Here is a 19,984-nt window from a genome sequence, read left to right as displayed (position 1 = left end):
TTGCCGAATCACCTTGTCCTGGAACTGAGTACGGGCTATGCCCCTGCTGTGCAGGGCAGCCGCACGGTGAATTCGGTGCTGCCCGGCACACTCTGCAGACCGATGCTGCCGCCGTGGGCACGCACCACCGCCGAGGCGATCGCCAGGCCCAGGCCCGTCGAACCGCCCTTGCGTGAGCGTGAGGTGTCGCCGCGGGCGAACCGTTCGAAGACCTCCGACTGCAGCTCGGCCGGGATACCCGGCCCGTTGTCGACCACCCGCAGCACGGCCGCACCCGGTTCGGTGTCGAGCGAAAGCGTCACCGACGTTCCCGGCGGGGTGTGGGTGCGGGCGTTGGCCAGCAGGTTGGCCACCACCTGATGCAGGCGTGCGTCGTCACCGACCACGTAGAGCGGATCCGGTGGCAGGTCCAGCTGCCAGCGATGCTCGGGGCCCGCGACATGGGCGTCACTGACGACATCAGCCGAAAGTCGCGCCAGGTCAACCGGTTCGCGTTCCAGTGGCCGGCCGGAGTCGAGCCGCGCCAGCAGCAGCAGATCCTCGACCAGGTGCGTCATCCGCACCGCTTCGGACTCCACCCGCCCCATGGCGTGCGCGACGTCCTCGGGCATCTGATCGCGTTTGCGTTGCGCCAGTTCGGTATAGCCGCGGATGGCGGCCAGCGGGGTGCGCAGCTCGTGGCTGGCGTCGGCGACGAACTGCCGGACCCGGCTCTCGCTGGCCTGTCGTGTGGACAGGGCCGAGGAGATGTGGTCGAGCATCCGGTTGATGGCCAGGCCGAGGCGTCCCACCTCGGTGTGCGGGTTGGCGTCCGGGACCGGAACACGAACGGGTAGTTCGACTTCCCCTCGGTCCAGCGGCAGGTTGGCGACTTCGCCAGCGGCAGCCGCCACCCGGTTGAGCGGTGTCAGCGCGCGGCGGATGATGAGGATGCCCGCGGTGGTGGCGATGATCATGGCCGCCGCCGTCACCACGCCGAAGATCAACGCCACCCGCAGCAGCGTCCCGTCGACGTTGCGCATGCTGAGCCCGATCACCAGGGTGTCACCGGTCATCCTGCTGCGCGCGGCGATCACCCGGTAGTGGCCAAGCCCGTCGAGGTCGCGGGTGACGGAGTGCCGCTCACCGACCGCATCGGCAAGCTGCTGTTGAGCTTTGGGCGACAGGGCGGCGCGCACACCGCCGACGGTCAGCACCCCGGCGTCGGTGGTGACGCCGTCGCGTACGACCGCGGCGGTCAGGCCGATCGGCTGGCCGGGTGCGTCGAGGAACATCGGGCCGGGGCCAGGTTGGGGGTAGACGGGTCGGTCCTCACGCCACGGACCCAGACCGGGCGGCGGCGGTGGCGGCAGCGGCTCGCCGTACATCATGGCGCCCCGGTGGGCGGTCTCGCGCAGCTGCGCGTCGACCTCGCCGACGAGGTACTGATACAACGCCACGATGGTGACGGCGCCGATGCCGAGGCAGACCGCCGCCAGCAGCATCACCTGACCTATGAGCAGCCGTGCGCTCAGCGACCAGGTGCTAGCACGCAGGTTTGAGGACATAGCCTGCACCGCGAAGCGTATGGATCATCGGTTCGCGGCCGTTGTCGATCTTCTTCCGCAGATACGAGATGTAGAGCTCGACGATGTTGGACCTGCCGCCGAAGTCGTAACTCCACACCCGGTCGAGGATCTGCGCCTTCGACAGCACGCGCTTGGGATTGCGCATGAGGAAACGCAGCAGTTCGAACTCGGTGGATGTCAACGCGATCGGCGAACCGGCGCGGGTCACCTCGTGGCTGTCCTCGTCGAGCACGAGGTCGCCGACCACGATCTGGGCGCCGCTGTCCTCGGTGGTCACCCCGGTGCGCCGCAGCAGGGCGCGCAGCCGCAGCACGACCTCCTCGATGGAGAACGGCTTGGTGACGTAGTCGTCTCCGCCGGCGGTCAGCCCGGCGATCCGGTCTTCGACGGCGTCCTTGGCGGTGAGCAGCAGAACCGGCAGGTGCGGGCTCTGCTCACGCAGCCTGCGGAGCACCTCGAGGCCGCTCATGTCGGGCAGCATGATGTCGAGCACGACGGCGTCGGGGCGGGTGCCGCGCGCCGCGGAGATCGCCGACGCGCCGTCGGCCGCCGTCGTGATGTTCCAGCCCTCGTAGCGAAGGGCCATCGACACCATTTCGGCCAGCACTGCTTCGTCGTCGACGACCAGCACATTGATCGGGTTGCCGTCGGCCCGCCGCATCACCACACGTTCGGCCGCAGAAGAGGTCATAACTCCAGTATCGGACGCGCCATGAGCTGACCCTATGCCATTCCTATGCGTCGGCTGTGAAAGCAGGGCCACACAGAACACGCCGATTACCGGCACAGCCGCCTCCCATCTTCACCGCACAACGTGGAGCCATGACTGTTGAAGAGCACGAAGTGTGGGGGGCTGCGCCCACCCGGCCGCCGGCCTGGTCGACGCGGACAACGGTGACCGCGGTCGCCATCGCGGCCGCACTGGCGGTCGGCGGCGGGCTCGTCGTGCATGCGGCCGGCGGCTCGTCCGGCGGCGGACCCGGACGGATGGGCCCGCCGGCCGGCTGGGAGGCGGGCGGTCCCGGCGGCCAGGGATTCCCCGGCGACAACAGCCGGACGCTGCACAGCGTGTCGGTCGTCTCCGACGGCAAGGGCGGATACCTCACCGACGTGACCCAGACCGGCACCGTCTCTTCGGTCACTGATACCGCGATCACGGTGCGCAGCGCGGACGGTTACTCCCAGACCTTCCGGATCGACGCCACGACCCGTCAGCCGCGCCAGCCGGTGCACAGCGGTGACGAGGTCACCGTGCGGGCCACCGAAGCCAACGGCACAGCCGGCGCAACCGCGGTATTACCGGCTCGATAGCGCCCGACGTTCCTACAATTCCTTCGGTGAGCTTCTACGAGGTCATCGAGACAGTCGGCAAGACGATCGACGGGGTCGGGGTCGCCGTGATCGCTGTCGGCGCGCTGATCTCGGCCGCCGGGGTGGTCCCCCGGCTCAAGACCGGCGCCGCCTACCGGGTGTTCCGCGAGCAGCTCGGCCGCAGCATCCTGCTGGGCCTGGAGTTCCTCGTCGCCGCCGACATCATCCGCACGGTGGCGGTCACCCCCGACGCCCGCAGCGTCGCGGTGCTCGGCGGCATCGTCTTGATCCGGACGTTCTTGAGCTTCTCGTTGCAGCTCGAAGTCACCGGGTACTGGCCGTGGCAGAAATCCCGCCTGGAGCAGGACGCCGCAGCAGCCGCATCCGCAGCCGCATCGAAGCGATGAGCAAGCAGTCGCGGCAAGCCCGCCGGAAGCGGATCTTCGACGCAATCCGTAAGACTCCCCCCGAACCGTTGGCGCCGCCGGACACCCACGACCAGACCGACGTCGCGGAGATGCTGCGGGCTATCGGCATCGCACTGGTGGAGGTGGAGCAGCCGACCTCCCTGGTCGAGGGCCGCCTGCTGCAGATCGCCGCGCAGTACACCAGCGAACCGGTGCGGGTGGTGGTGCTGCCGACGATGCTGATGATCCAGGTGGGCACCGTTGGTTACCAGGTGGACGGCTCGACACATTCGTCACTACAGCTGGACATGGCGGGGCGCATCGACGACATCGCCAGCCTGGCCGCCGTCGGGGCCATCACCCCCGCCGATGCGATCGCGGCCATCGAGGCCGCGCGCACCCTGAAGCCCCGGTTCGGACCGATTGCCACGACGATCGGATATGCCGTCACCACAGTCGGATTCGGCATGGTGATCAACCCGACCTGGGCGTCGCTTCCCGGTTATCTGTTCCTCGGACTGGTGGTGGGTGCCATCGTCCAGTTCGGCCGGCCGTTCCCGGGGCTGAACCCGATCCTGCCGACGCTGTCGGCGACCATCGTCACGATCCTGGCGACCTGGTTCGTCGCGGACACCGCCAACGACGGGCTGCTCCGGGTCATCGCCCCGGCGTTGGTGGCGACGCTACCCGGAATGGCCTTGACGATCGGTGCGATGGAACTTGCTGCCTCCCAGATCATTTCGGGGGCAAGTCGGCTGGTCTACGGAATGGCGCAGTTGGCGCTGCTGGTCTTCGGCGTGGCCCTCGGCGTGCAGGTCGCCGGCCAGGTGTACCCGCAGAGCCCGTCGACCCAGATGGGAGCCTGGTCGCTCTACGTCGCAATCGTGGTGGTTGGAGTCGGTCTCTACGTGTATCTGTCGGCACCCAGGGGGTCGCTGTTGTGGCTTATCGCCGCGATCGCGGTGGCCCTGGTGGGGCAGGAGTTGGCCGGCAAGGTCATGTCCGCAGCCCACTCGGGATTCATCGGCGCCATTCTGGTGGTGCCGTTCGCCATGCTGGCCGCACGGATCAAGACCGCGCCACCAGCCATCGTGATGATGCTCGCGGCGTTCTGGTCGTTGGTGCCGGGCGCGCTGAGCTTCGAATCGGTGAGCCAGGCGGCCTCCGGCGGCAATATCGGGGTGTCCAGTCTGGGCTCCACCGGGGCCGCGATCCTGTCCATCGCCCTGGGGACCGTGGTCGGGTGGAGCGTGTTCCACACCATCGACAGCCGGTTGCCGTGGCCGAAAGGGTTGGACCAACCAACCGTACGGTAGGTTCACCGGGGTGGACGACCTGACCGCAGTAGCCGACTGGATGTCGGAGCACGGCCTCGGCGACGGGCCGATCGAGAACGTCACCGAGATCATCGGCGGCACCCAGAACGTCATGTTGCGATTCCGCCGGTCGGGCCGCGAGTACGTCTTCCGCCGCGGGCCCCGCCACCTGCGACCGATCAGCAACAAGGTGATCCTGCGGGAGACCCGGGTGCTGAGCGCATTGGCCGACAGCGACGTGCCTCACCCGCACCTGATCGCGGTCTGCGAGGACACCTCAGTGCTCGGCGACGCGGTGTTCTACCTCATGGAGCCCGTCGACGGATTCAACGCAGGCGCGGGCCTGCCCGCACTGCACGCCGGCGACGCCGAAATCCGGCACGAGATGGGACTGTCGATGGCTGAGGCGGTCGCCAAGCTCGGCGCGGTGGACCACGTCGCGGTGGGTCTGGCGGACTTCGGTAAAGCCGACGGATTCCTGGAACGCCAAGTGCCACGCTGGCTTTCCGAGCTCGAGTCCTACAGCGGCTTCGACAACTACACCGGGCCGGACATCGGCGACGTCGATTCCGTGGCCACCTGGTTGCAACAGAACCAGCCCGCGCAGTGGAAGCCGGGAATCATGCACGGCGACTATCACGCCGCCAATGTGATGTTCTCCCCCACCAGACCCGACGTTGTCGCGATCGTCGACTGGGAGATGTGCACCATCGGCGACCCGTTGCTGGACCTGGGCTGGATGCTGGCGACGTGGTTTGCCCCCGGCCGGGACTCGGTGCTCACCAACGTGCTGATGGACGCCGGCGATCTGGCGACTCCCGACGAACTGATCGAGCGATACGCTCAGAACACCAGCCGGGACCTGTCCGGCATCCATTGGTACACGGTGCTGGCATGTTTCAAACTCGGCATAATCCTTGAAGGTTCGAACGCGCGGGCGGCAGCAGGCTTGGCGCCCAAGGAAATTGGCGACCGCCTGCACATCGCGACCGTGCGACTGTTCGAGCGGGCACTGGCAATCATGGAGGGACAACGATGATCGACTTCGAGATTCCGGCCGACGTGGCCGCACTGCGAGACGAGGTGCGCGCCTTCGTCATCGACAAGATCGTGCCCTTCGAACGTGACCCCAGGCTTACCCGGCACGGGCCCAACGAGGAGTTGCGCACCGAACTGGTGAAACTGGCGCGCGAGGCGGGGCTGCTGACATTCCAGGCGCCGCGCCGCTTCGGCGGCCGGGAGCCGTCGCATCGCGACCAGGCGGTGCTGTTCGAGGCCGCCGGCTGGTCGACCCTGGGACCGGTGGCGCTGAACTGCGCGGCACCCGACGAGGGCAACATGTTCGTGCTGTCCAAGATCGCCAATGACGAGCAGGTGGATAAGTTCCTGCTGCCGGTCATCGACGGTCGCCAGCGTTCGGTGTTCGCGATGACCGAGCCCGGCGGTGCCGGTTCGGATCCGGGTCAGCTGGCCACCGAGGCGGTCTTCGACGGAACGGATTACGTGATCAACGGGCGCAAGTGGCTGATCACCGGCGCCAACGGCGCGCGGACGTGGATCATCATGGCCCGCGTCGCGCCGAACCCGCACGGTGCCGACGGGCCCACCCTGTTCCTGTGTGACGGGCAGACCCCCGGCATCGAACTCGAGCGGGTCATGGACACGATGGACCGCAACTATGTCGAAGGACATGGCGTGGTGCAGTTCAACAACCTGCGCCTGCCCGCCTCGGCGGTCCTCGGCGAGGTCGGGCAGGCCCTGCGCTATGCCCAGCTGCGGTTGACCCCAGCCCGGTTGACGCACTGTATGCGCTGGCTCGGCGCGGCGACGCGTGCCCACTCGATCGCGATCGACCATGCCCGTACCCGCACCGCCTTCGGCAAGCCACTCGGCGAGCACCAGGGTGTGGGTTTCATGCTCGCCGACAACGAGATCGCGCTGCAGCAGTGCCGGCTGGCGATCTGGTGGGCGTGCTGGGCGCTGGACACCGGGGCCAAGGGCCGCCACGAGAGCTCGATGGTGAAAGCCTATGTGTCCGAAGAACTTTTCAAGGTCGCCGACCGCTGCGTGCAGGTGCTCGGCGGGATGGGAATCTCCGACGAGACCCCCGTCGGGATGATCTTCTCCGACATGCGTGCCTTCCGGCTCTACGACGGCCCCACCGAGGTACACAAGTATGCGATCGCCCGCCAGGTGCTGAGGAACCCCCAATGAGCGTTCTGAACCTGTTCGGCCTCGACGACAAGGTCGTCATCGTCACCGGCGCCTCCTCCGGGCTCGGGGTGTCGTTCGCCCAGGCCTTCGCGCAGGCCGGCGCACATCTGGTGCTCGGTGCACGACGGCTCGACCAGATGGCTCAGACCGCGGCCCTGGTCGAGGATGCCGGGCGCAAGGTCTACACCCGAAAGACCGACGTCGCCGATTCCGATCAGTGTCAGCAGCTCGTCGATTCGGCCGTCGAAGAGTTCGGCCGTGTCGACGTACTCATCAACAACGCAGGCGTCGGCACGGCCGTGCCCGCCACCCGGGAAGCCCCCGAGGATTTCCGCAGAGTGGTCGACGTCAACCTCAACGGTTCGTACTGGATGGCGCAGGCGTGCGGACGGGTGATGCAGCCCGGCAGCTCGATCGTGAACATCTCCAGCATTCTGGGCATCACCACCGCAGGCCTGCCGCAGGCTGCGTATGCCGCGTCGAAGGCCGGGGTCATCGGCCTGACCCGCGACCTGGCGCAGCAATGGGGACCGCGCAAGGGAATTCGGGTCAACGCGCTGGCTCCCGGCTTCTTCAAGAGCGAGATGACCGACGAGTACAAGCCAGGCTACCTGGACAGCCAGATGCCGCGAATCCTGTTGGGACGCATCGGCGATCCGGCCGAGCTGGCGGCCACGGCGGTGTGGCTGGCATCGCCGGCCGCCGGTTACGTCACCGGACAGACGATCGTGGTCGACGGGGGTTTGACAGTCACGTAAGTGATTGTCACGCAACGATGAAGCCCGGCACCGATCGGGCACCTCTCAGGTCTTTCACGGCGGTTGGCTATACCCGCCACAGAGAAATCTGGCACCCTGGGTGGGTTAGGTGCGCGCGAGCCGAGGAGGTGTAGTCCGGTGTGGATTGCGCTGTACCTCGCAGTGGCGATCGTCGCCGCGGCCGTCACCTGGCATGCGAGCCACCGCTTCCAATCCCTTGACGCGCCCAGTGAGGCGGTCCGGGCAGCTGCCGCCCTCGTGGCGGGCGCGCTGTGGCCCGTCGTCGTGGTGGGTGTCCTGCAGCTGCAGGCGCTGCGCTACGTCGCCCGCAGGCTGCGGACGCGGCGCGTCCAGGCGGCCGAACCGACGATCCCGGCGCAGAACCGCTCCTAGTTCACCTGAAAGCTGCCGCAGATAGGTTTTGTCGGCCACCATTGTTCCTATGGTCTGTGTACGAACTGTGGGTCTGGCACTCGTGGCGGCGGCCGGAATCCTGCTGGCCCCGGCGGCGACGGCAGCAGCTGACGACTCCGGCAGCACCCTGCAGTGGCCCGACCCCAACGAGCCGTACTACTGGGATGCCAATGAGAACGCCCAGGGCACTGGGCCGGCTCCCCTGCCCACCGACGACCTGTACTGGAAAAAGGGCGAGAACGCTGGCGGCACCGGGAACGTGCCGCAGCCGAACGTCCCGCAGTACACCGACATGGGTGAGAACGCCGGAGCGTACTGACGCGGTCCGGCCCAGCAGCTGAGTGCGCCCGAAGGGATTCGAACCCCTAACCTTCTGATCCGTAGTCAGATGCTCTATCCGTTGAGCTACGGGCGCCTTACATCTTCAGTTGTGTTCGTGGCTGACGAGTCAGCCGCGGCGGAGGCGAGAGGATTTGAACCTCCGGTCCCCTTTAAGGGGGACAACTCATTAGCAGTGAGTCCCATTCGGCCGCTCTGGCACGCCTCCTGAACCTACTCAGCGTACCGGAGCCCTACTGCTGCCCCGGAACCGCCGATGGATGAGAGTACACAGCCGAGATAACCGATGGCAAAGCGGTTCCGCCGGGCCCCTAGACTTGGGCACGTGACCGCTCGTCTGCGCCCCGAACTGGCTGATATTCCGGCCTACACCCCGGGCAAGACTGTGCCGGGCGCGATCAAGCTGGCCAGCAACGAGACCGTGCACGGCCCGCTGCCCAGCGTCCGGGAGGCCATCGCGGCGGCCGCCGAGACCATCAACCGCTACCCCGACAACGGCTACATCGAACTCAAGGAACAACTGGCCAAGCATGTCGATGTCGCGCCCGAGAACATCGCGGTCGGCTGCGGTTCGGTGAGCCTGTGCCAGCAGCTCATCCAGATCACCTCCAGCGTCGGCGACGAGGTGATTTTCGGCTGGCGCAGCTTCGAGATCTACCCGCTCCAGGTGCGGGTCGCCGGCGCCACGCCGGTCCAGATCCCGCTGCGGGATCACACCTTCGACCTGGACGCCATGCTGGCCGCGATCACCGACCGCACCCGGCTGATCTTCGTCTGCAACCCGAACAACCCCACCTCGACGGTCGTCGACCCTGACGAGCTGGCCCGGTTCGTCGCCGCGGTGCCGTCGGACATCCTCGTCGTCATCGACGAGGCTTATGTCGAGTACATCCGCGACGGCCTGGTCCCCGACAGCGTGGGGCTGGCCCGCACCTACCCGAATGTGGTTGTGCTAAGGACCTTTTCCAAGGCCTACGGCCTGGCCGGGCTTCGGGTGGGCTACGCGGTCGGCGATCCGGACGTGATCACCGCACTGGGCAAGGTCTACGTGCCGTTCACTGCCACCACGGTGTCGCAGGCCGCGGCGATCGCGTCGGTGCACGCCGCCGACGAGTTGATGGCCCGCACCGACGCCGTCGTCGCCGAGCGCCGCCGGGTCACCGCGGCGCTGTCCGATCTGGGCTACACGTTCCCGCCCACCCAGGCGAACTTCGTGTGGCTGCCACTGGCCGAGCACACACTGGATTTCGTCGAGCAGGCCGCCAACGCGCGCGTGTTGGTCCGCCCCTACGGCACCGACGGCGTCCGGGTGACCATCGGGGCGCCCGAGGAGAACGACACCTTCCTGGCCTTCGCCGCCGACTGGATCAAGACCGTCAGCTGACCGGCACCCGGCCGGTGAACGCGACTAGCCGGTCCAGCGCCGACGCGTCCGCCGGGACCTCGACGGGGTCGTCGAAGCCGGCACGCGCCCGGCCCTCCGGGGTGACGACGCGCTGCACCAGGCCCGAGACGTAGTCCACCAGCGTGTCCGGCGCCTTCACCGGCTTACCGGTCGCCGCCGCGTAATCCCAAGCGTGGACCAGGAATTCGAGCGAGAGAATGCCTGCCATGTAGGCGGCGGGCGCCTCACCCGGGCCGAACGGCACCGTCCCCTCCAGTCCGCGCCGGTGCCAGGCGTCCAGCGCGGGACGGGCGGCCGCGATGATCTGACGCTCCACGGAGTCGTCGGTGTTGCGGTCGGGGATCTCGGCCCCGGCGGCCTGGCCGAGCAACGTGATGGAGTTCAAGACGTGGTCGGTGAGACCGGCGACATCGAATTTGCGGCACGGGGTCTGTTTGGACAGGTCGTCGGTGGCGATGCCGTGCACCGCCTGTTGGAGCACTGTCAGCGTCGCCTCGGCGCTGGCCAGCTCGTCGGTCGGTGCAGCTTCGGGTCCTGCGGTGAATTCGTAACCCATGGCACCACGGTACGACCGCCCGCCGACAGCGTCAGCCAGCGTTACAGAGCGGTTGCGACCGCTGCGGCCCACTCGACGTCGAACTCGACCACCAGCTGGGCGGGGACGGCCAGGGCCAGGGGCGTGTAGCCACCGGCCACCTCGTCACGGGCGACGCCCGTGATCACCCGGCCACCGAATCCGCCCGCCCGGCCGGGCACCTCGATGGTCAGGGTCGCACCCGATGATCCGGGGAGCACCCTCAGATAGAACTCGGCGCCGGGATCCAGCGGCTCGGTGATCTCCAGTCCGTCGGCGTCGACCACGGTGTGACCGTCGGACACCCTGATCGCAGCGGCGTCGGTGGCGGCCAGCCGGAACGGGCCCACCACCGAACCGTCGACGCCGGCGGAGGACGCCAGCAGCGACGGGGTCACCGTCTGCCGTGCCGCCGACCGGGCCCCGGCGAGCAGGTAGTCGTAGAGATGGACGACGGGCTCGGCGTTGCGGTAGGTCCGCGAGCCGTGGAGGTCGAAGCTCAACTCGCTGACGGTGGCGTCCCCGTCGATGAGCAGCCGGTAGTGGCGGAATCCCTGGCCGCCGCGGTGGGTGCGGTTGTCCGAGATCGTGCTGCCGACGCCGAGCGTCTTGCTGACCGGGCCCACTCCTTCGGTCACCTGCAGGTGTGAGGTCGGCACGTCCTCCCAGACCACCGCATCTGCCGACTTCTGAAGTCTCAGCACCGCGCCGGTGCTCGACGAGACGACCGCGTGGTAGCCGGACAGCTGCCGCTCGCCGTCGAACTCGACGTGCACCGAGTCACTGGTGTGCAGAACGTGAGCCGGGACGTTGAGCGGACGGTCGTCGAGTTCGAGTCCGTTGGTCAGCCGCCAGATGGCGGCTTGGGTGCCGGCGATGGCCTCGTGCTCGGCGATGTTGCGGGTGCCGAGCGGGTAGCCGGCGGCGCGCAGCCGGCGGCTGATCGCACTGGTGGACAGCGTCGGGAAGGAGTTACGCAGAATCCAGTCGACCTCGGCCTCGTGGGCGCGGGCTCGCAGGTGCGGCACTGCCGACCAGGTATCGGCGCGGTAGCGCGACGGTCGGCTCGGTGAGACACCGGCGAAGTCCAGGGAGTATGCCTCGATGTTCGGGTTGAGCCGGATCAGGTCCGTGCGCGCCGAGGTGCCGTCGGTGAACACGATGGTGTCCACGGTGTGCGAGTACGTGCCCGGGCGGTACCGGGTCATCCGCGACAGGTCGACGGACGGCGTCGGGCTCACCCGGCGCCGGGCGGCGACCGGCGCGACAGCGTGGACTGGGACAGCGAAGGTAGTCATCGGGTTGATCTCTCTGGATACGTCGACAGCGCAGATCAACGCGCCTAAAGGCGGCGGGCTGAGCGCAGGGATTTACGGCGTCAGAAGAATCAACAACAACAACAGAAGTGCACGTCAAGGCAGCGCGTGGAGACAAAGCGCAGCGGAGCGTGCTGTTGCATGCTCCATACCATACGCGATGTCGGGCAGGAGTCACATGGGGGTTCGCATCACGATGACATCCAAATCTGTGCAGCAGCATCATCGGCAGACCATGATTGGACCGTCCATTAGTCGGGAGGAACCACAATGACGTCAGCCCAGAACGAGTCCCAGGCGCTTGGCGCGCTTGCCGCGCGGCAACTCGCGAACGCCACCAAGACGGTCCCGCAGTTGGAGACCATCACTCCACGGTTCGCACCCGCGCCGTCCACGCGACCACTGGACGTCGAAACCCGTTCGATCGACTGGATTCCGGATGACGAAAGGCACGGCTCGGCCTGGCGGGTGACGCCGCTGTTCTTCATCGGCAACTGGAGCTTTTTCTCCGTCGCACTCGGGTTCACCGGTCCGTCGCTGGGCCTCTCGCTGTGGTGGTCCATCCTGGCCGCCACGCTCGGAGTCCTCTTCGGCACGTTCTTCATGGCGTTCCACGCCACCCAGGGACCCCAGCTCGGGCTTCCACAGATCATCCAGTCCCGCGCGCAGTTCGGGTTCCGCGGCGTCATCGTGGCCGTGATCATGTCGCTGGCCTGCTATCTCGGCTTCGGTGTCGTGAACACGATCCTCACCGTTCAGGGACTCGGTGGCGTGTTCGGCTGGTCGCCGATCGTGGTCGGCCTGCTGATCAACGTGGTGGCCGCGGTGCTGGCGATCTGGGGCCACGACCAGTTGCACCGCGCCTGCCGGATCGTCTTCTACGCGACCCTGCCGTTCTTCGTGGTCTTCAGCGGGGCAATCCTGTTCGGCCACGCCGGAGGTACACCCGAACCGGCCGAAAGCCACTTCGTCCTCACCGCATTCCTCACCCAGTTCTCGGTGGCGGCGGCGTACAACATCGCATTCGCCCCGGTGGTGTCGGACTTCACCCGCTACCTTCCGGCGACGACCAGGCCGCGCACCCTGGTCGCCAGCGTTTATCTGGGCGCGGGAGTGTCGCTGATCTGGCTGATCGCCATCGGCGCGTGGTTGGCGGCCCACTACGGCGCCAGCGACGCCCTTGTCGCGCTGCGTGATTCAGGAGACCACGTGGTGCACGGCTTCGGCCCGCTGCTGGCGCTTCTTTCGGCGGCCACCCTGGTTCTCGGCCTGGGCACCGGTGCCTACAGCGTCGCACTGCAGTTCCTCACCGGAGTCGACCTGTTCAAACGTGTCGCCCCGACCCGCGGACTGCGCGTCGCGGCGACCGTCGGCGGCATCGTCGTCTGGTCCGCGATCGCGTTACCCTTCGGCACCGACGTGATCCACGCTGCCAGCAACGCGCTGTCGCTGATGCTGTATCTGCTGGTTCCGTGGACGGCGGTCAACCTAGTCGACTACTTCTTCGTGCGGCGCGGCCACTATGTGATCGCAGATCTGTTCACCCCCAACGGAATATACGGTGCGTGGGCCTGGCGGGGCATCGTCGCCTACCTGGCCGGATTCGCCGCAATGATTCCGTTTGCCCTGTTGCCGTTCTACACCGGCCCCGCCGCGGAAGCCATCGGGGGTCTTGACATCTCCTACGTGCCAGGCCTGCTGGTCGCCGGCGGCCTTTACTACGCGCTGACTCGAAACCTCGACCTCTCAGGCGAATTCGAGGCCGCCCGGGTCAGCAATCAGGCGCTGGCCGAGCACAGCGCGCCGCAACCCGGCGAGCACCAGCCACCGCTGGATCGCGGGCTGCTCGCCTGAGAATCCCAACCACGTCCACAGCACAACTGATCGGGGCTTTACCACAATGAGTGACAACCGCTTTCACCTCGGCTGGTTTCTGAACTTCGTCGTCGACGCATGGAACGAGCCATGGGGTTCCGGGGGAAACCCCTGGAACGGTGACTTCTACGTCGACTTGGCCCGCGCGTTCGAGCGAGCCAAGTTCGACTACATGATTCTCGAAGACAAGCTTATGGTCTCCGACGCATACGGCGGCACTTTCGAGACCGACCTCAAGCACGCGTTGTTCTCACCCAAGCATGACCCTGCTCCGCTGGTTCCGCTTCTGGCGCAGGCGACATCGCACCTGGGGATCGTGGTGACACTGTCCACCAGCTTCTATCCGCCGTTCCTGTTGGCGCGGCTGTGCTCGACCCTCGACCACATCACCGGTGGCCGGCTTGGCTGGAACATCGTCACCTCCGCCGAGGATCGTGCGGCTCAGAACTTCGGCCTGGACAAGCTCTACGCCCACGACCTGCGCTACGAGATGGCCGACGAATACGTCGACCTCGTCACCCAATTGTGGGAGTCGTGGGAACCCGACGCGGTCGTCTTGGATCGAGAGACCGGCACGTACGCCGACCACACGAAAGTCCACACGATCGACTTCGAGGGCAAGTACTACAAGAGTCGGGGGCCACTGAACACCGTTCCCTCGCCACAGCGTCGGCCGGTTTTCAGTCAGGCCGGGGGCTCGCCGAAGGGCCGTGACTTCGCGGCGAAGTACGCCGACACCGTGATCGCCGCAGCCACCGGTATCGCGGGGATGAAGGAGTACCGCGACGATATCCGCGAACGGCTGGTCGCACACGGCCGCAAACCCGACGATGCCAAAGTGCTGTTCCTGGTGACCCCGATCCTCGGCGACACCGACGAGGAGGCACACGCCAAGGCACGCCGGCTCAGCGAGGATCCGCACTACATCGAGCAGTCGCTGGGCATTCTCTCGGCGGTCACCGAGATCGACTTCTCGAAGTTCGATCTGGACCAGCCACTCCCCGACGACATCGCCACCAACGGTGAGCGGGGCTCGTTGGAGAAGTTCGTCCAGCGTGGCAGCGGAAAGACGTTGCGGCAGTTGGTTCTCGACGGTCCACTGGACGCGGTGGATCTGATCGGTACTCCCGATACGGTTGCCGCGACCATGGGCGAGATCATGGAAGAGGTGGGCGGGGACGGCTTCCTGTTCATCTCACCCGGTATGCGCGTAAATCGCAGGTACGTCACCGAGATCACCGACGGGCTGGTCCCGGCGCTCCAACGTCGAGGACTGGTGCGCACGCACTACGCGCACCAACACTTCCGCGACAACCTGCTGGAGTTCTGAGCGGTAGATCACGCCCGCCGACAAGCGACACCCCGCGACCCTGTGGTCCGCGGGGTGTCGTTTGTTCGGTGACTATTTGACGTCGAACCGGTCGTTGTCGACCACCTTGACCCAGGCGGCGACAAAGTCCTCGACGAACTTGGCCTGGCCGTCCGATTGGGCGTAGACCTCGACCAGCGCACGCAGCACCGAATGTGAGCCAAAGACAAGGTCATTGGCCGTCGCCGTCCACTTCAGCGCACCCGAGGCCCGGTCGTAACCCTCGTAAACGTTCTCGCTGGTTTCCGACGCCTTCCACTCGGTCCCGATGTCGAGAAGGTTCACGAAGAAGTCGGTGCTCAACACGCCCGGCCGGTCGGTGAAGACACCATGGGCGCTTCCGCCGTAGTTGGCGCCGAGGGCACGCAGCCCGCCGACGAGCACGGTCAACTCGGGCGCGGTCACTCCCAGGAGGTAGGCGCGCTCGAGCAACAGTTTCTCGAGCGGGACCTTCTCGCCGGACCGGACGTAGTTGCGGAATCCGTCGGCCCGCGGTTCGAGGAATCCGAACGACTCGACATCGGTGTTCTCCTGAGTCGCGTCGGTGCGACCCGGGGTGAACGGGACGGTGACGTCATATCCGGCGTCCTTGGCCGCCTTCTCAACTGCCGCCGAACCGGCCAATACGATGACGTCTGCCAGTGAGACCTTCCTACCGCCTGACGCGGAGGCGTTGAAGTCCTGTTGGATCTGTTCGAGGACCGGCAGCACCTTGGCCAGCTCGGACGGCTCGTTCACCTCCCAGCTGCGTTGCGGCTCAAGGCGAATCCGCGCCCCGTTAGCACCGCCTCGTTTGTCGGTCCGGCGGAAGCTTCCCGCCGAAGACCACGTCGTGCGCACTAACTCCGGAACCGACAGACCCGAAGCCAGGATCGTTGCCTTCAGTGCCGCGACGTCCGCTTCGTCGACCAGTTCGTGATCGACGGCCGGAACCGGGTCCTGCCACAGCTGCGGCTCGGGCACCCACGGCCCCAGATAGCGCGAGATCGGCCCGAGGTCGCGGTGCAACAACTTGTACCAAGCCTTGGCGAACGTGTCAGCCAGTTCCTCGGGGTGCTCCAGCCAACGGCTGGTGATCTCGCGGTAGATCGGGTCCTCACGCAGGGCCACGTCCGTCACCAGCAGGGTTGGGGTGCGGGTTGGCCCGCCGAAGGGATCGGGAATGGTCCCCGCCCCGGCACCGTCCTTCGTAGTGAACTGCCAGGCACCTGCCGGACTCTTCGTCAGCTCCCACTCGTAGCCGTAGAGGTTCTCCAGGAAGCCGTTGCCCCACTTGGTGGGAGTGGAAGTCCACACCACCTCCAGACCACTGGTGACGGTGTCAGCCCCCTTGCCCGAGCCGTACGAACTCTTCCAGCCGAGGCCTTGCTGTTCGATGGGTGCAGCTTCCGGCTCAGGCCCCACCAGATCGCCGCTGCCGGCGCCGTGGGTCTTGCCGAAGCTGTGGCCACCGACAATCAAGGCGGCGGTCTCCTCGTCGTTCATCGCCATCCGGCCGAACGTCTCGCGAATGTCCTTGGCCGCGGCCAGCGGATCCGGCTTACCCTCGGGCCCTTCGGGATTGACGTAGATCAAACCCAGGTGCGTAGCCCCGTAGGGCTGAGCAAGTTCACGCTCGCCGGAGAATCGCTTGTCCGTACCGAGCCAGGTGTCCTCCTCGCCGAACAGGATCTCCTCGGGCTCCCAGATGTCCGGGCGACCGAAGCCGAACCCAAACGTCTTGAATCCGAACGAATCCAGCGCCACGTTGCCGGCGAAGACCAGCAGGTCGGCCCAGGAGATCTTGTTGCCGTACTTCTGCTTGATCGGCCACAGCAGCCGGCGAGCCTTGTCCAGGTTCGCGTTGTCCGGCCAGCTGTTCAGCGGCGCGAACCGCTGGGCGCCCTGCCCGCCACCGCCGCGGCCGTCGAACGTGCGGTACGTTCCGGCGGCATGCCAGCTCAACCGGATGAACAGACCGCCGTAGTGGCCGTAGTCGGCAGGCCACCAGTCCTGGGAGGTGGTCAGCACCGAGATCAGGTCGGCCTTGAGCGCCTCGACATCGAGTTTCGCGAACTCCTCAGCGTAGTCGAAGTCCGCACCGAGAGGATTGGCCTCGGGTGACTGCGGGTGGAGCTTGGAGACATCGATCTGCTCCGGCCACCAATCCTGGTTGGACAAGGGGCCGTGCGCCTTTGGTGTCGGCGCCGCGATGACCGGGTTTTCGCTTTCACTGGTGCTGGCGGTGGTATCAGATGACATGGCTGTTCCTTCCGGGGGTTACTCGGGCTGTGGTCACGGCTGTGATCACGAGACTGCTGACTGGCAGTTGGGGCAAGTGCCCCAATAGATGACCTCGGCCTCGTCGAGCACGAAACCGTCCAGGATCAGGCCGTCGTCCGACGGAGTGAGGCATGGCGCTTCGCCAGTCGCACAATCGATGTCACCGATCACGCCGCAGCTCCGGCACACCACGTGGTGGTGGTTGTCTGCGACCCTGGTCTCGTAGCGGGCGACTGAACCCGACGGCTGTATTCGCCGCACCAGCCCTGAGGTCGTCAACGCGTGCAACACGTCGTACACCGCCTGGCGCGACACGTCGGGAAGGTTCTCGCGCACTGCGCCGAAGATGGTCTCGGTGTCTGCGTGGGGGTGGCCGTGCACCGCCTCGAGCACGGCGACTCGTTGACGGGTCACGCGTAGATCCGCCGTCCGCAACCGTTGCGCGAAATTCGCCTTCGAGGGCACCGCACAACTACACCGACTTATCTGGAGCCGATCAAGACTTTCCAGAACCCCTGCGCATAAGTGCAATTCGCCTCGACTTTGGGATCGCGGCCACCAGTGCGTGTCCGGACGAGGGCATTGACGTACTCGTAAACACAGTTGTGCGCTGACTTCAAGCCTATGGCTCAACCCTGTCGCATTGGTGTTCCATGGTTCGCATCCTGGCTAGAGTCCAGGCTTCTCAGTGGTACATCCGTGGCTGGGCGAAAACGGGGGTTGCGGTGGATTGGTCGGTGATCCAACACGCCCTTCCACTTTTCGGCAACGCCTTCGTGACCACACTGTGGCTGTCAGCCGTCGGCATCGCACTGGCAGCCGTCATCGGTGTCGCTGTCGCCTTGGTCCGCTACTTCGACATCCCGGTGGTCAGCCGGATCGCAGCCGCCTACGAGGAGCTGTTCCGCAATACTCCGCTTCTCATCCAGCTGTTCTTCCTCTACTACTCGCTGCCGACACTGGGCGTGAAGCTCTCTGCCGAGGCGTGCGCGATCGTGGGGCTCGGACTTCTCGGTGGTGCTTACATGGCCGGCGCCTTCCGCGGGGGGTTCGGCGGCGTGCCTCGAATCCAGACCGAGTCTGCCCGCGCGCTGGGCCTGTCACGTCCGCAGAGCGCTCGCTACGTGATACTCCCCCAAGGTCTCACGCTGAGCATCGCCCCGTTTGCGGCGAACGCGATCTTCCTCGTCAAGGAAACCTCGGTGTTCACCGCGATCGCCGTGCCGGAACTCACCAACGAAGCACGTGACCTGATCGGCATGTACTACCACACCGACGAGTACCTCCTGATGCTCGTCATCGGCTACGCGATCATCCTGATCCCACTCTCGATCGGATTCACCCTGCTCGAAAGGAGGGTGCGCAGTGGAGCTTTCGGGAATTAACGTCCTATTCGAAGGAGACAATTTCAGTCGCCTCATGGGCGGGCTGTGGGTCTCGGTGCGTATCGCGGCGCTGGCACTGGTGGTCGGCATCCCCGTCGGCGTCGTCCTCGGCGCCCTCAGGACGTTACCCAGCCGGCTGATCGAGGTCGTGCTGAGGCTGTACTTGGAGTTCTTCCGGATCGTGCCCACGCTGGTGTTGCTGTTTCTCGCGTACTACATCCTGCCCCGTGAGCTGGGCTTCAGGATCGACGGTCAGACGGTCGCGGTGGTCGCCTTCGCTCTGTGGATCGCCGCCGAGATGAGCGATGTCGTACGCGGTGCCTTGATCTCGGTGCCGGTGGCGCAACTGGAGGGAGCCCGCGCCCTCGGGCTCAATCGCCTGAACCAACTGCGCTACGTGCAGCTGCCGCAGTCGCTGAACCTGATGCTGCCCGCCACGATCAACCTCGCCACCCGGGTGATCAAGACGACGTCACTGCTCTTGCTGATCAGCGTCATCGACTTGATCAGCGTCGGCCAGCAGATCATGGAAACCAATCGGCAGCAATACCCCGACGGGGCTTTCTGGGTGTACAGCTTCATCTTCGTGCTGTATTTCCTGGCCTGCTACCCGTTGGCCGCCGTGGCGAATCGTCTGGAATCCCGCGCAAAGGAGCGAATCCATGGCTGAGCCCCTCGTGTCCGTACGCGACCTGACCAAGTCCTACGGCGACAAAGCAGTGTTGCGCGGCATCAGCTTCGACGTGCCGCCGGGCAGCGTGCAAGTCCTGCTGGGTACCTCGGGCAGCGGAAAGTCGACGGTCATCCGCTGCCTCAACGGATTGGAGACATTCCAGTCCGGCACCATCGTGTTCGACGGCAAGCCGGTCGAGCAGAAGGAACGGGCCTGGCAGCAGTTGCGGACCCGGATCGGAATGGTCTTCCAGAGCTACGACCTGTTCCCGAACCTCACCGTCATCGAGAACGTCAGTCTGGCTCCGTTGAAGGTCCAGGGCCGCGACCGCGATGAGGTCGCCGAGCAGGCCGCTGACCTGCTCGCCCAGGTCGGCTTGGCCGACTACCACGACACGTATCCGCGCCAACTCTCCGGTGGCCAGAAGCAGCGGGTGGCGATCGTGCGGGCGCTCGCGATGAACCCCGATCTGATGCTCTTCGACGAGGTCACCGCCTCGCTCGATCCGGAAATGGTGCGCGGCGTACTGGAGATCCTGCTCGGACTCGCACGGGGGAGCATGACGATGATCATCGTCACCCACGAGATGGAGTTCGCCCGTCGAGTCGCCGACACGGTCCTCTTCCTGGACGGCGGAAAGATCCTGGAGGCGACCCCCGGCGCGGAATTCTTCGCCGAACCGCGTAGCGAACGCGCGCGTCACTTCCTCGACAGCATGGCTCCGCTGCCCGACGACGACGATCCCGAGCTGGGTGCCCAGCCCACACCATGACCACCAGAACCCGTCAACAACAGGAG

20 protein-coding genes and 2 tRNA genes are annotated in these 19,984 nt (G+C 66.3%); 14 read left to right on the top strand and 8 right to left on the bottom strand.

Going from position 1 to position 19,984, the window contains the following annotated elements; translation table 11 throughout:
- Window positions 1–35 precede the first annotated feature (35 nt).
- Window positions 36–1,547 carry a cell wall metabolism sensor histidine kinase WalK gene (locus tag HBE64_RS00670; protein ID WP_167096817.1) on the bottom strand — a complete coding sequence of 504 codons (1,512 nt, stop codon included), beginning with the start codon at window positions 1,545–1,547 and terminating at the stop codon, window positions 36–38.
- Window positions 1,525–2,229, bottom strand: coding sequence for a response regulator transcription factor (locus tag HBE64_RS00665; RefSeq protein ID WP_167108417.1), 705 nt, complete (start codon window positions 2,227–2,229; stop codon window positions 1,525–1,527). Before HBE64_RS00665 ends, HBE64_RS00670 begins: the two co-directional genes overlap by 23 nt.
- A gap of 161 nt (window positions 2,230–2,390) precedes the next feature.
- Between HBE64_RS00665 and HBE64_RS00660 the strand changes: the two genes are divergently transcribed.
- The 8 genes from HBE64_RS00660 to HBE64_RS00625 all read left to right on the top strand — a co-directional run bounded on the left by HBE64_RS00660 (window position 2,391) and on the right by HBE64_RS00625 (window position 8,307).
- Window positions 2,391–2,879 carry a hypothetical protein gene (locus HBE64_RS00660; protein ID WP_167096814.1) on the top strand — a complete coding sequence of 163 codons (489 nt, stop codon included), beginning with the start codon at window positions 2,391–2,393 and terminating at the stop codon, window positions 2,877–2,879.
- 26 nt (window positions 2,880–2,905) lie between these two features.
- Complete coding sequence (locus HBE64_RS00655; protein ID WP_167096812.1) at window positions 2,906–3,286, top strand: DUF1622 domain-containing protein; 381 nt, start codon at window positions 2,906–2,908, stop codon at window positions 3,284–3,286.
- Window positions 3,283–4,602: a threonine/serine exporter ThrE family protein gene (locus tag HBE64_RS00650; protein ID WP_167096810.1), complete on the top strand. Its 1,320-nt coding sequence runs from the start codon at window positions 3,283–3,285 to the stop codon at window positions 4,600–4,602. Before HBE64_RS00655 ends, HBE64_RS00650 begins: the two co-directional genes overlap by 4 nt.
- 40 nt (window positions 4,603–4,642) lie before the next feature.
- Window positions 4,643–5,641, top strand: coding sequence for a phosphotransferase family protein (locus HBE64_RS00645; RefSeq protein ID WP_167108414.1), 999 nt, complete (start codon window positions 4,643–4,645; stop codon window positions 5,639–5,641).
- A complete protein-coding gene (locus HBE64_RS00640) occupies window positions 5,638–6,816 on the top strand; it encodes an acyl-CoA dehydrogenase family protein (protein WP_167096808.1) in 1,179 nt (392 codons plus the stop codon). The genes HBE64_RS00645 and HBE64_RS00640 overlap by 4 nt, the downstream gene beginning before the upstream one ends.
- Window positions 6,813–7,574: an SDR family NAD(P)-dependent oxidoreductase gene (locus tag HBE64_RS00635; RefSeq protein WP_167096806.1), complete on the top strand. Its 762-nt coding sequence runs from the start codon at window positions 6,813–6,815 to the stop codon at window positions 7,572–7,574. Before HBE64_RS00640 ends, HBE64_RS00635 begins: the two co-directional genes overlap by 4 nt.
- A 138-nt stretch (window positions 7,575–7,712) precedes the next feature.
- Window positions 7,713–7,967, top strand: coding sequence for a hypothetical protein (locus HBE64_RS00630; protein ID WP_167096804.1), 255 nt, complete (start codon window positions 7,713–7,715; stop codon window positions 7,965–7,967).
- Window positions 7,968–8,034: 67 nt separating this feature from the next.
- Window positions 8,035–8,307, top strand: a complete 273-nt coding sequence (locus HBE64_RS00625; protein WP_167096802.1) for a hypothetical protein — start codon at window positions 8,035–8,037, stop codon at window positions 8,305–8,307.
- A 23-nt stretch (window positions 8,308–8,330) separates the two neighbouring features.
- Here HBE64_RS00625 and HBE64_RS00620 read toward each other — a convergent pair.
- Both HBE64_RS00620 and HBE64_RS00615 read right to left on the bottom strand, forming a co-directional pair.
- Window positions 8,331–8,403: transfer RNA gene (locus HBE64_RS00620), tRNA-Arg, on the bottom strand.
- A 43-nt stretch (window positions 8,404–8,446) separates the two neighbouring features.
- Window positions 8,447–8,535, bottom strand: a tRNA-Ser gene (locus HBE64_RS00615).
- Window positions 8,536–8,652: 117 nt separating this feature from the next.
- Between HBE64_RS00615 and hisC the strand changes: the two genes are divergently transcribed.
- Window positions 8,653–9,711 carry a histidinol-phosphate transaminase gene (hisC, locus tag HBE64_RS00610; protein WP_167096800.1) on the top strand — a complete coding sequence of 353 codons (1,059 nt, stop codon included), beginning with the start codon at window positions 8,653–8,655 and terminating at the stop codon, window positions 9,709–9,711.
- Here hisC and HBE64_RS00605 read toward each other — a convergent pair.
- Both HBE64_RS00605 and HBE64_RS00600 read right to left on the bottom strand, forming a co-directional pair.
- On the bottom strand, window positions 9,704–10,288 hold the full coding sequence (locus HBE64_RS00605) for a TIGR03086 family metal-binding protein (RefSeq protein ID WP_167096798.1): 585 nt from the start codon (window positions 10,286–10,288) through the stop codon (window positions 9,704–9,706). The genes hisC and HBE64_RS00605 overlap by 8 nt on opposite strands.
- A gap of 41 nt (window positions 10,289–10,329) precedes the next feature.
- On the bottom strand, window positions 10,330–11,604 hold the full coding sequence (locus HBE64_RS00600) for a TQXA domain-containing protein (RefSeq protein ID WP_167096796.1): 1,275 nt from the start codon (window positions 11,602–11,604) through the stop codon (window positions 10,330–10,332).
- Window positions 11,605–11,892: 288 nt separating this feature from the next.
- Here HBE64_RS00600 and HBE64_RS00595 point away from each other — a divergent pair, with 288 nt between their 5' ends.
- Window positions 11,893–13,476: a cytosine permease gene (locus tag HBE64_RS00595; RefSeq protein ID WP_167096794.1), complete on the top strand. Its 1,584-nt coding sequence runs from the start codon at window positions 11,893–11,895 to the stop codon at window positions 13,474–13,476.
- 46 nt (window positions 13,477–13,522) lie between these two features.
- Window positions 13,523–14,827 (top strand): NtaA/DmoA family FMN-dependent monooxygenase, encoded by a 1,305-nt coding sequence (locus HBE64_RS00590; protein ID WP_167096792.1) that lies wholly within the window; start codon window positions 13,523–13,525, stop codon window positions 14,825–14,827.
- Between the two features lie 72 nt (window positions 14,828–14,899).
- Here HBE64_RS00590 and katG read toward each other — a convergent pair whose 3' ends face one another.
- Both katG and HBE64_RS00580 read right to left on the bottom strand, forming a co-directional pair.
- Window positions 14,900–17,107 (bottom strand): catalase/peroxidase HPI, encoded by a 2,208-nt coding sequence (gene katG / locus HBE64_RS00585; protein ID WP_167096790.1) that lies wholly within the window; start codon window positions 17,105–17,107, stop codon window positions 14,900–14,902.
- Window positions 17,108–17,152: 45 nt separating this feature from the next.
- Window positions 17,153–17,593 (bottom strand): Fur family transcriptional regulator, encoded by a 441-nt coding sequence (locus HBE64_RS00580; RefSeq protein ID WP_167096788.1) that lies wholly within the window; start codon window positions 17,591–17,593, stop codon window positions 17,153–17,155.
- Between the two features lie 272 nt (window positions 17,594–17,865).
- On the opposite strand from HBE64_RS00580, the gene HBE64_RS00575 reads away from it, so the two are divergent.
- From HBE64_RS00575 to HBE64_RS00565, 3 genes are read left to right on the top strand one after another with little or no spacing between them, the layout of a single operon-like run.
- Window positions 17,866–18,513 (top strand): amino acid ABC transporter permease, encoded by a 648-nt coding sequence (locus HBE64_RS00575; protein ID WP_243841455.1) that lies wholly within the window; start codon window positions 17,866–17,868, stop codon window positions 18,511–18,513.
- Window positions 18,494–19,183 (top strand): amino acid ABC transporter permease, encoded by a 690-nt coding sequence (locus tag HBE64_RS00570; protein ID WP_167096784.1) that lies wholly within the window; start codon window positions 18,494–18,496, stop codon window positions 19,181–19,183. Before HBE64_RS00575 ends, HBE64_RS00570 begins: the two co-directional genes overlap by 20 nt.
- Window positions 19,176–19,958 carry an amino acid ABC transporter ATP-binding protein gene (locus HBE64_RS00565; RefSeq protein ID WP_167096782.1) on the top strand — a complete coding sequence of 261 codons (783 nt, stop codon included), beginning with the start codon at window positions 19,176–19,178 and terminating at the stop codon, window positions 19,956–19,958. Before HBE64_RS00570 ends, HBE64_RS00565 begins: the two co-directional genes overlap by 8 nt.
- Window positions 19,959–19,984: the final 26 nt, after the last annotated feature.

This window comes from Mycobacterium sp. DL592, assembly GCF_011694515.1.
In the GTDB taxonomy this organism is placed as follows: Bacteria; Actinomycetota; Actinomycetes; order Mycobacteriales; family Mycobacteriaceae; genus Mycobacterium.
Note: the sequence above shows the minus strand (reverse complement) of the source record. Positions and strands in the feature narration are given on the sequence as shown.

Bases quoted from the DNA above. Each gene is read 5' to 3' on its own strand.
- HBE64_RS00645 (WP_167108414.1), top strand. From the start codon at position 4,643: ATGTCGGAGCACGGCCTCGGCGACGGGCCGATCGAGAACGTCACCGAG.
- HBE64_RS00665 (WP_167108417.1), bottom strand. From the start codon at position 2,229: ATGCGGCGGGCCGACGGCAACCCGATCAATGTGCTGGTCGTCGACGAC.
- HBE64_RS00635 (WP_167096806.1), top strand. From the start codon at position 6,813: ATGAGCGTTCTGAACCTGTTCGGCCTCGACGACAAGGTCGTCATCGTC.
- HBE64_RS00670 (WP_167096817.1), bottom strand. From the start codon at position 1,547: ATGTCCTCAAACCTGCGTGCTAGCACCTGGTCGCTGAGCGCACGGCTG.
- HBE64_RS00605 (WP_167096798.1), bottom strand. From the start codon at position 10,288: ATGGGTTACGAATTCACCGCAGGACCCGAAGCTGCACCGACCGACGAG.
- HBE64_RS00640 (WP_167096808.1), top strand. From the start codon at position 5,638: ATGATCGACTTCGAGATTCCGGCCGACGTGGCCGCACTGCGAGACGAG.
- HBE64_RS00565 (WP_167096782.1), top strand. From the start codon at position 19,176: ATGGCTGAGCCCCTCGTGTCCGTACGCGACCTGACCAAGTCCTACGGC.
- HBE64_RS00650 (WP_167096810.1), top strand. From the start codon at position 3,283: ATGAGCAAGCAGTCGCGGCAAGCCCGCCGGAAGCGGATCTTCGACGCA.
- HBE64_RS00590 (WP_167096792.1), top strand. From the start codon at position 13,523: ATGAGTGACAACCGCTTTCACCTCGGCTGGTTTCTGAACTTCGTCGTC.
- HBE64_RS00595 (WP_167096794.1), top strand. From the start codon at position 11,893: ATGACGTCAGCCCAGAACGAGTCCCAGGCGCTTGGCGCGCTTGCCGCG.
- HBE64_RS00660 (WP_167096814.1), top strand. From the start codon at position 2,391: ATGACTGTTGAAGAGCACGAAGTGTGGGGGGCTGCGCCCACCCGGCCG.
- katG (WP_167096790.1), bottom strand. From the start codon at position 17,107: ATGTCATCTGATACCACCGCCAGCACCAGTGAAAGCGAAAACCCGGTC.
- HBE64_RS00600 (WP_167096796.1), bottom strand. From the start codon at position 11,604: ATGACTACCTTCGCTGTCCCAGTCCACGCTGTCGCGCCGGTCGCCGCC.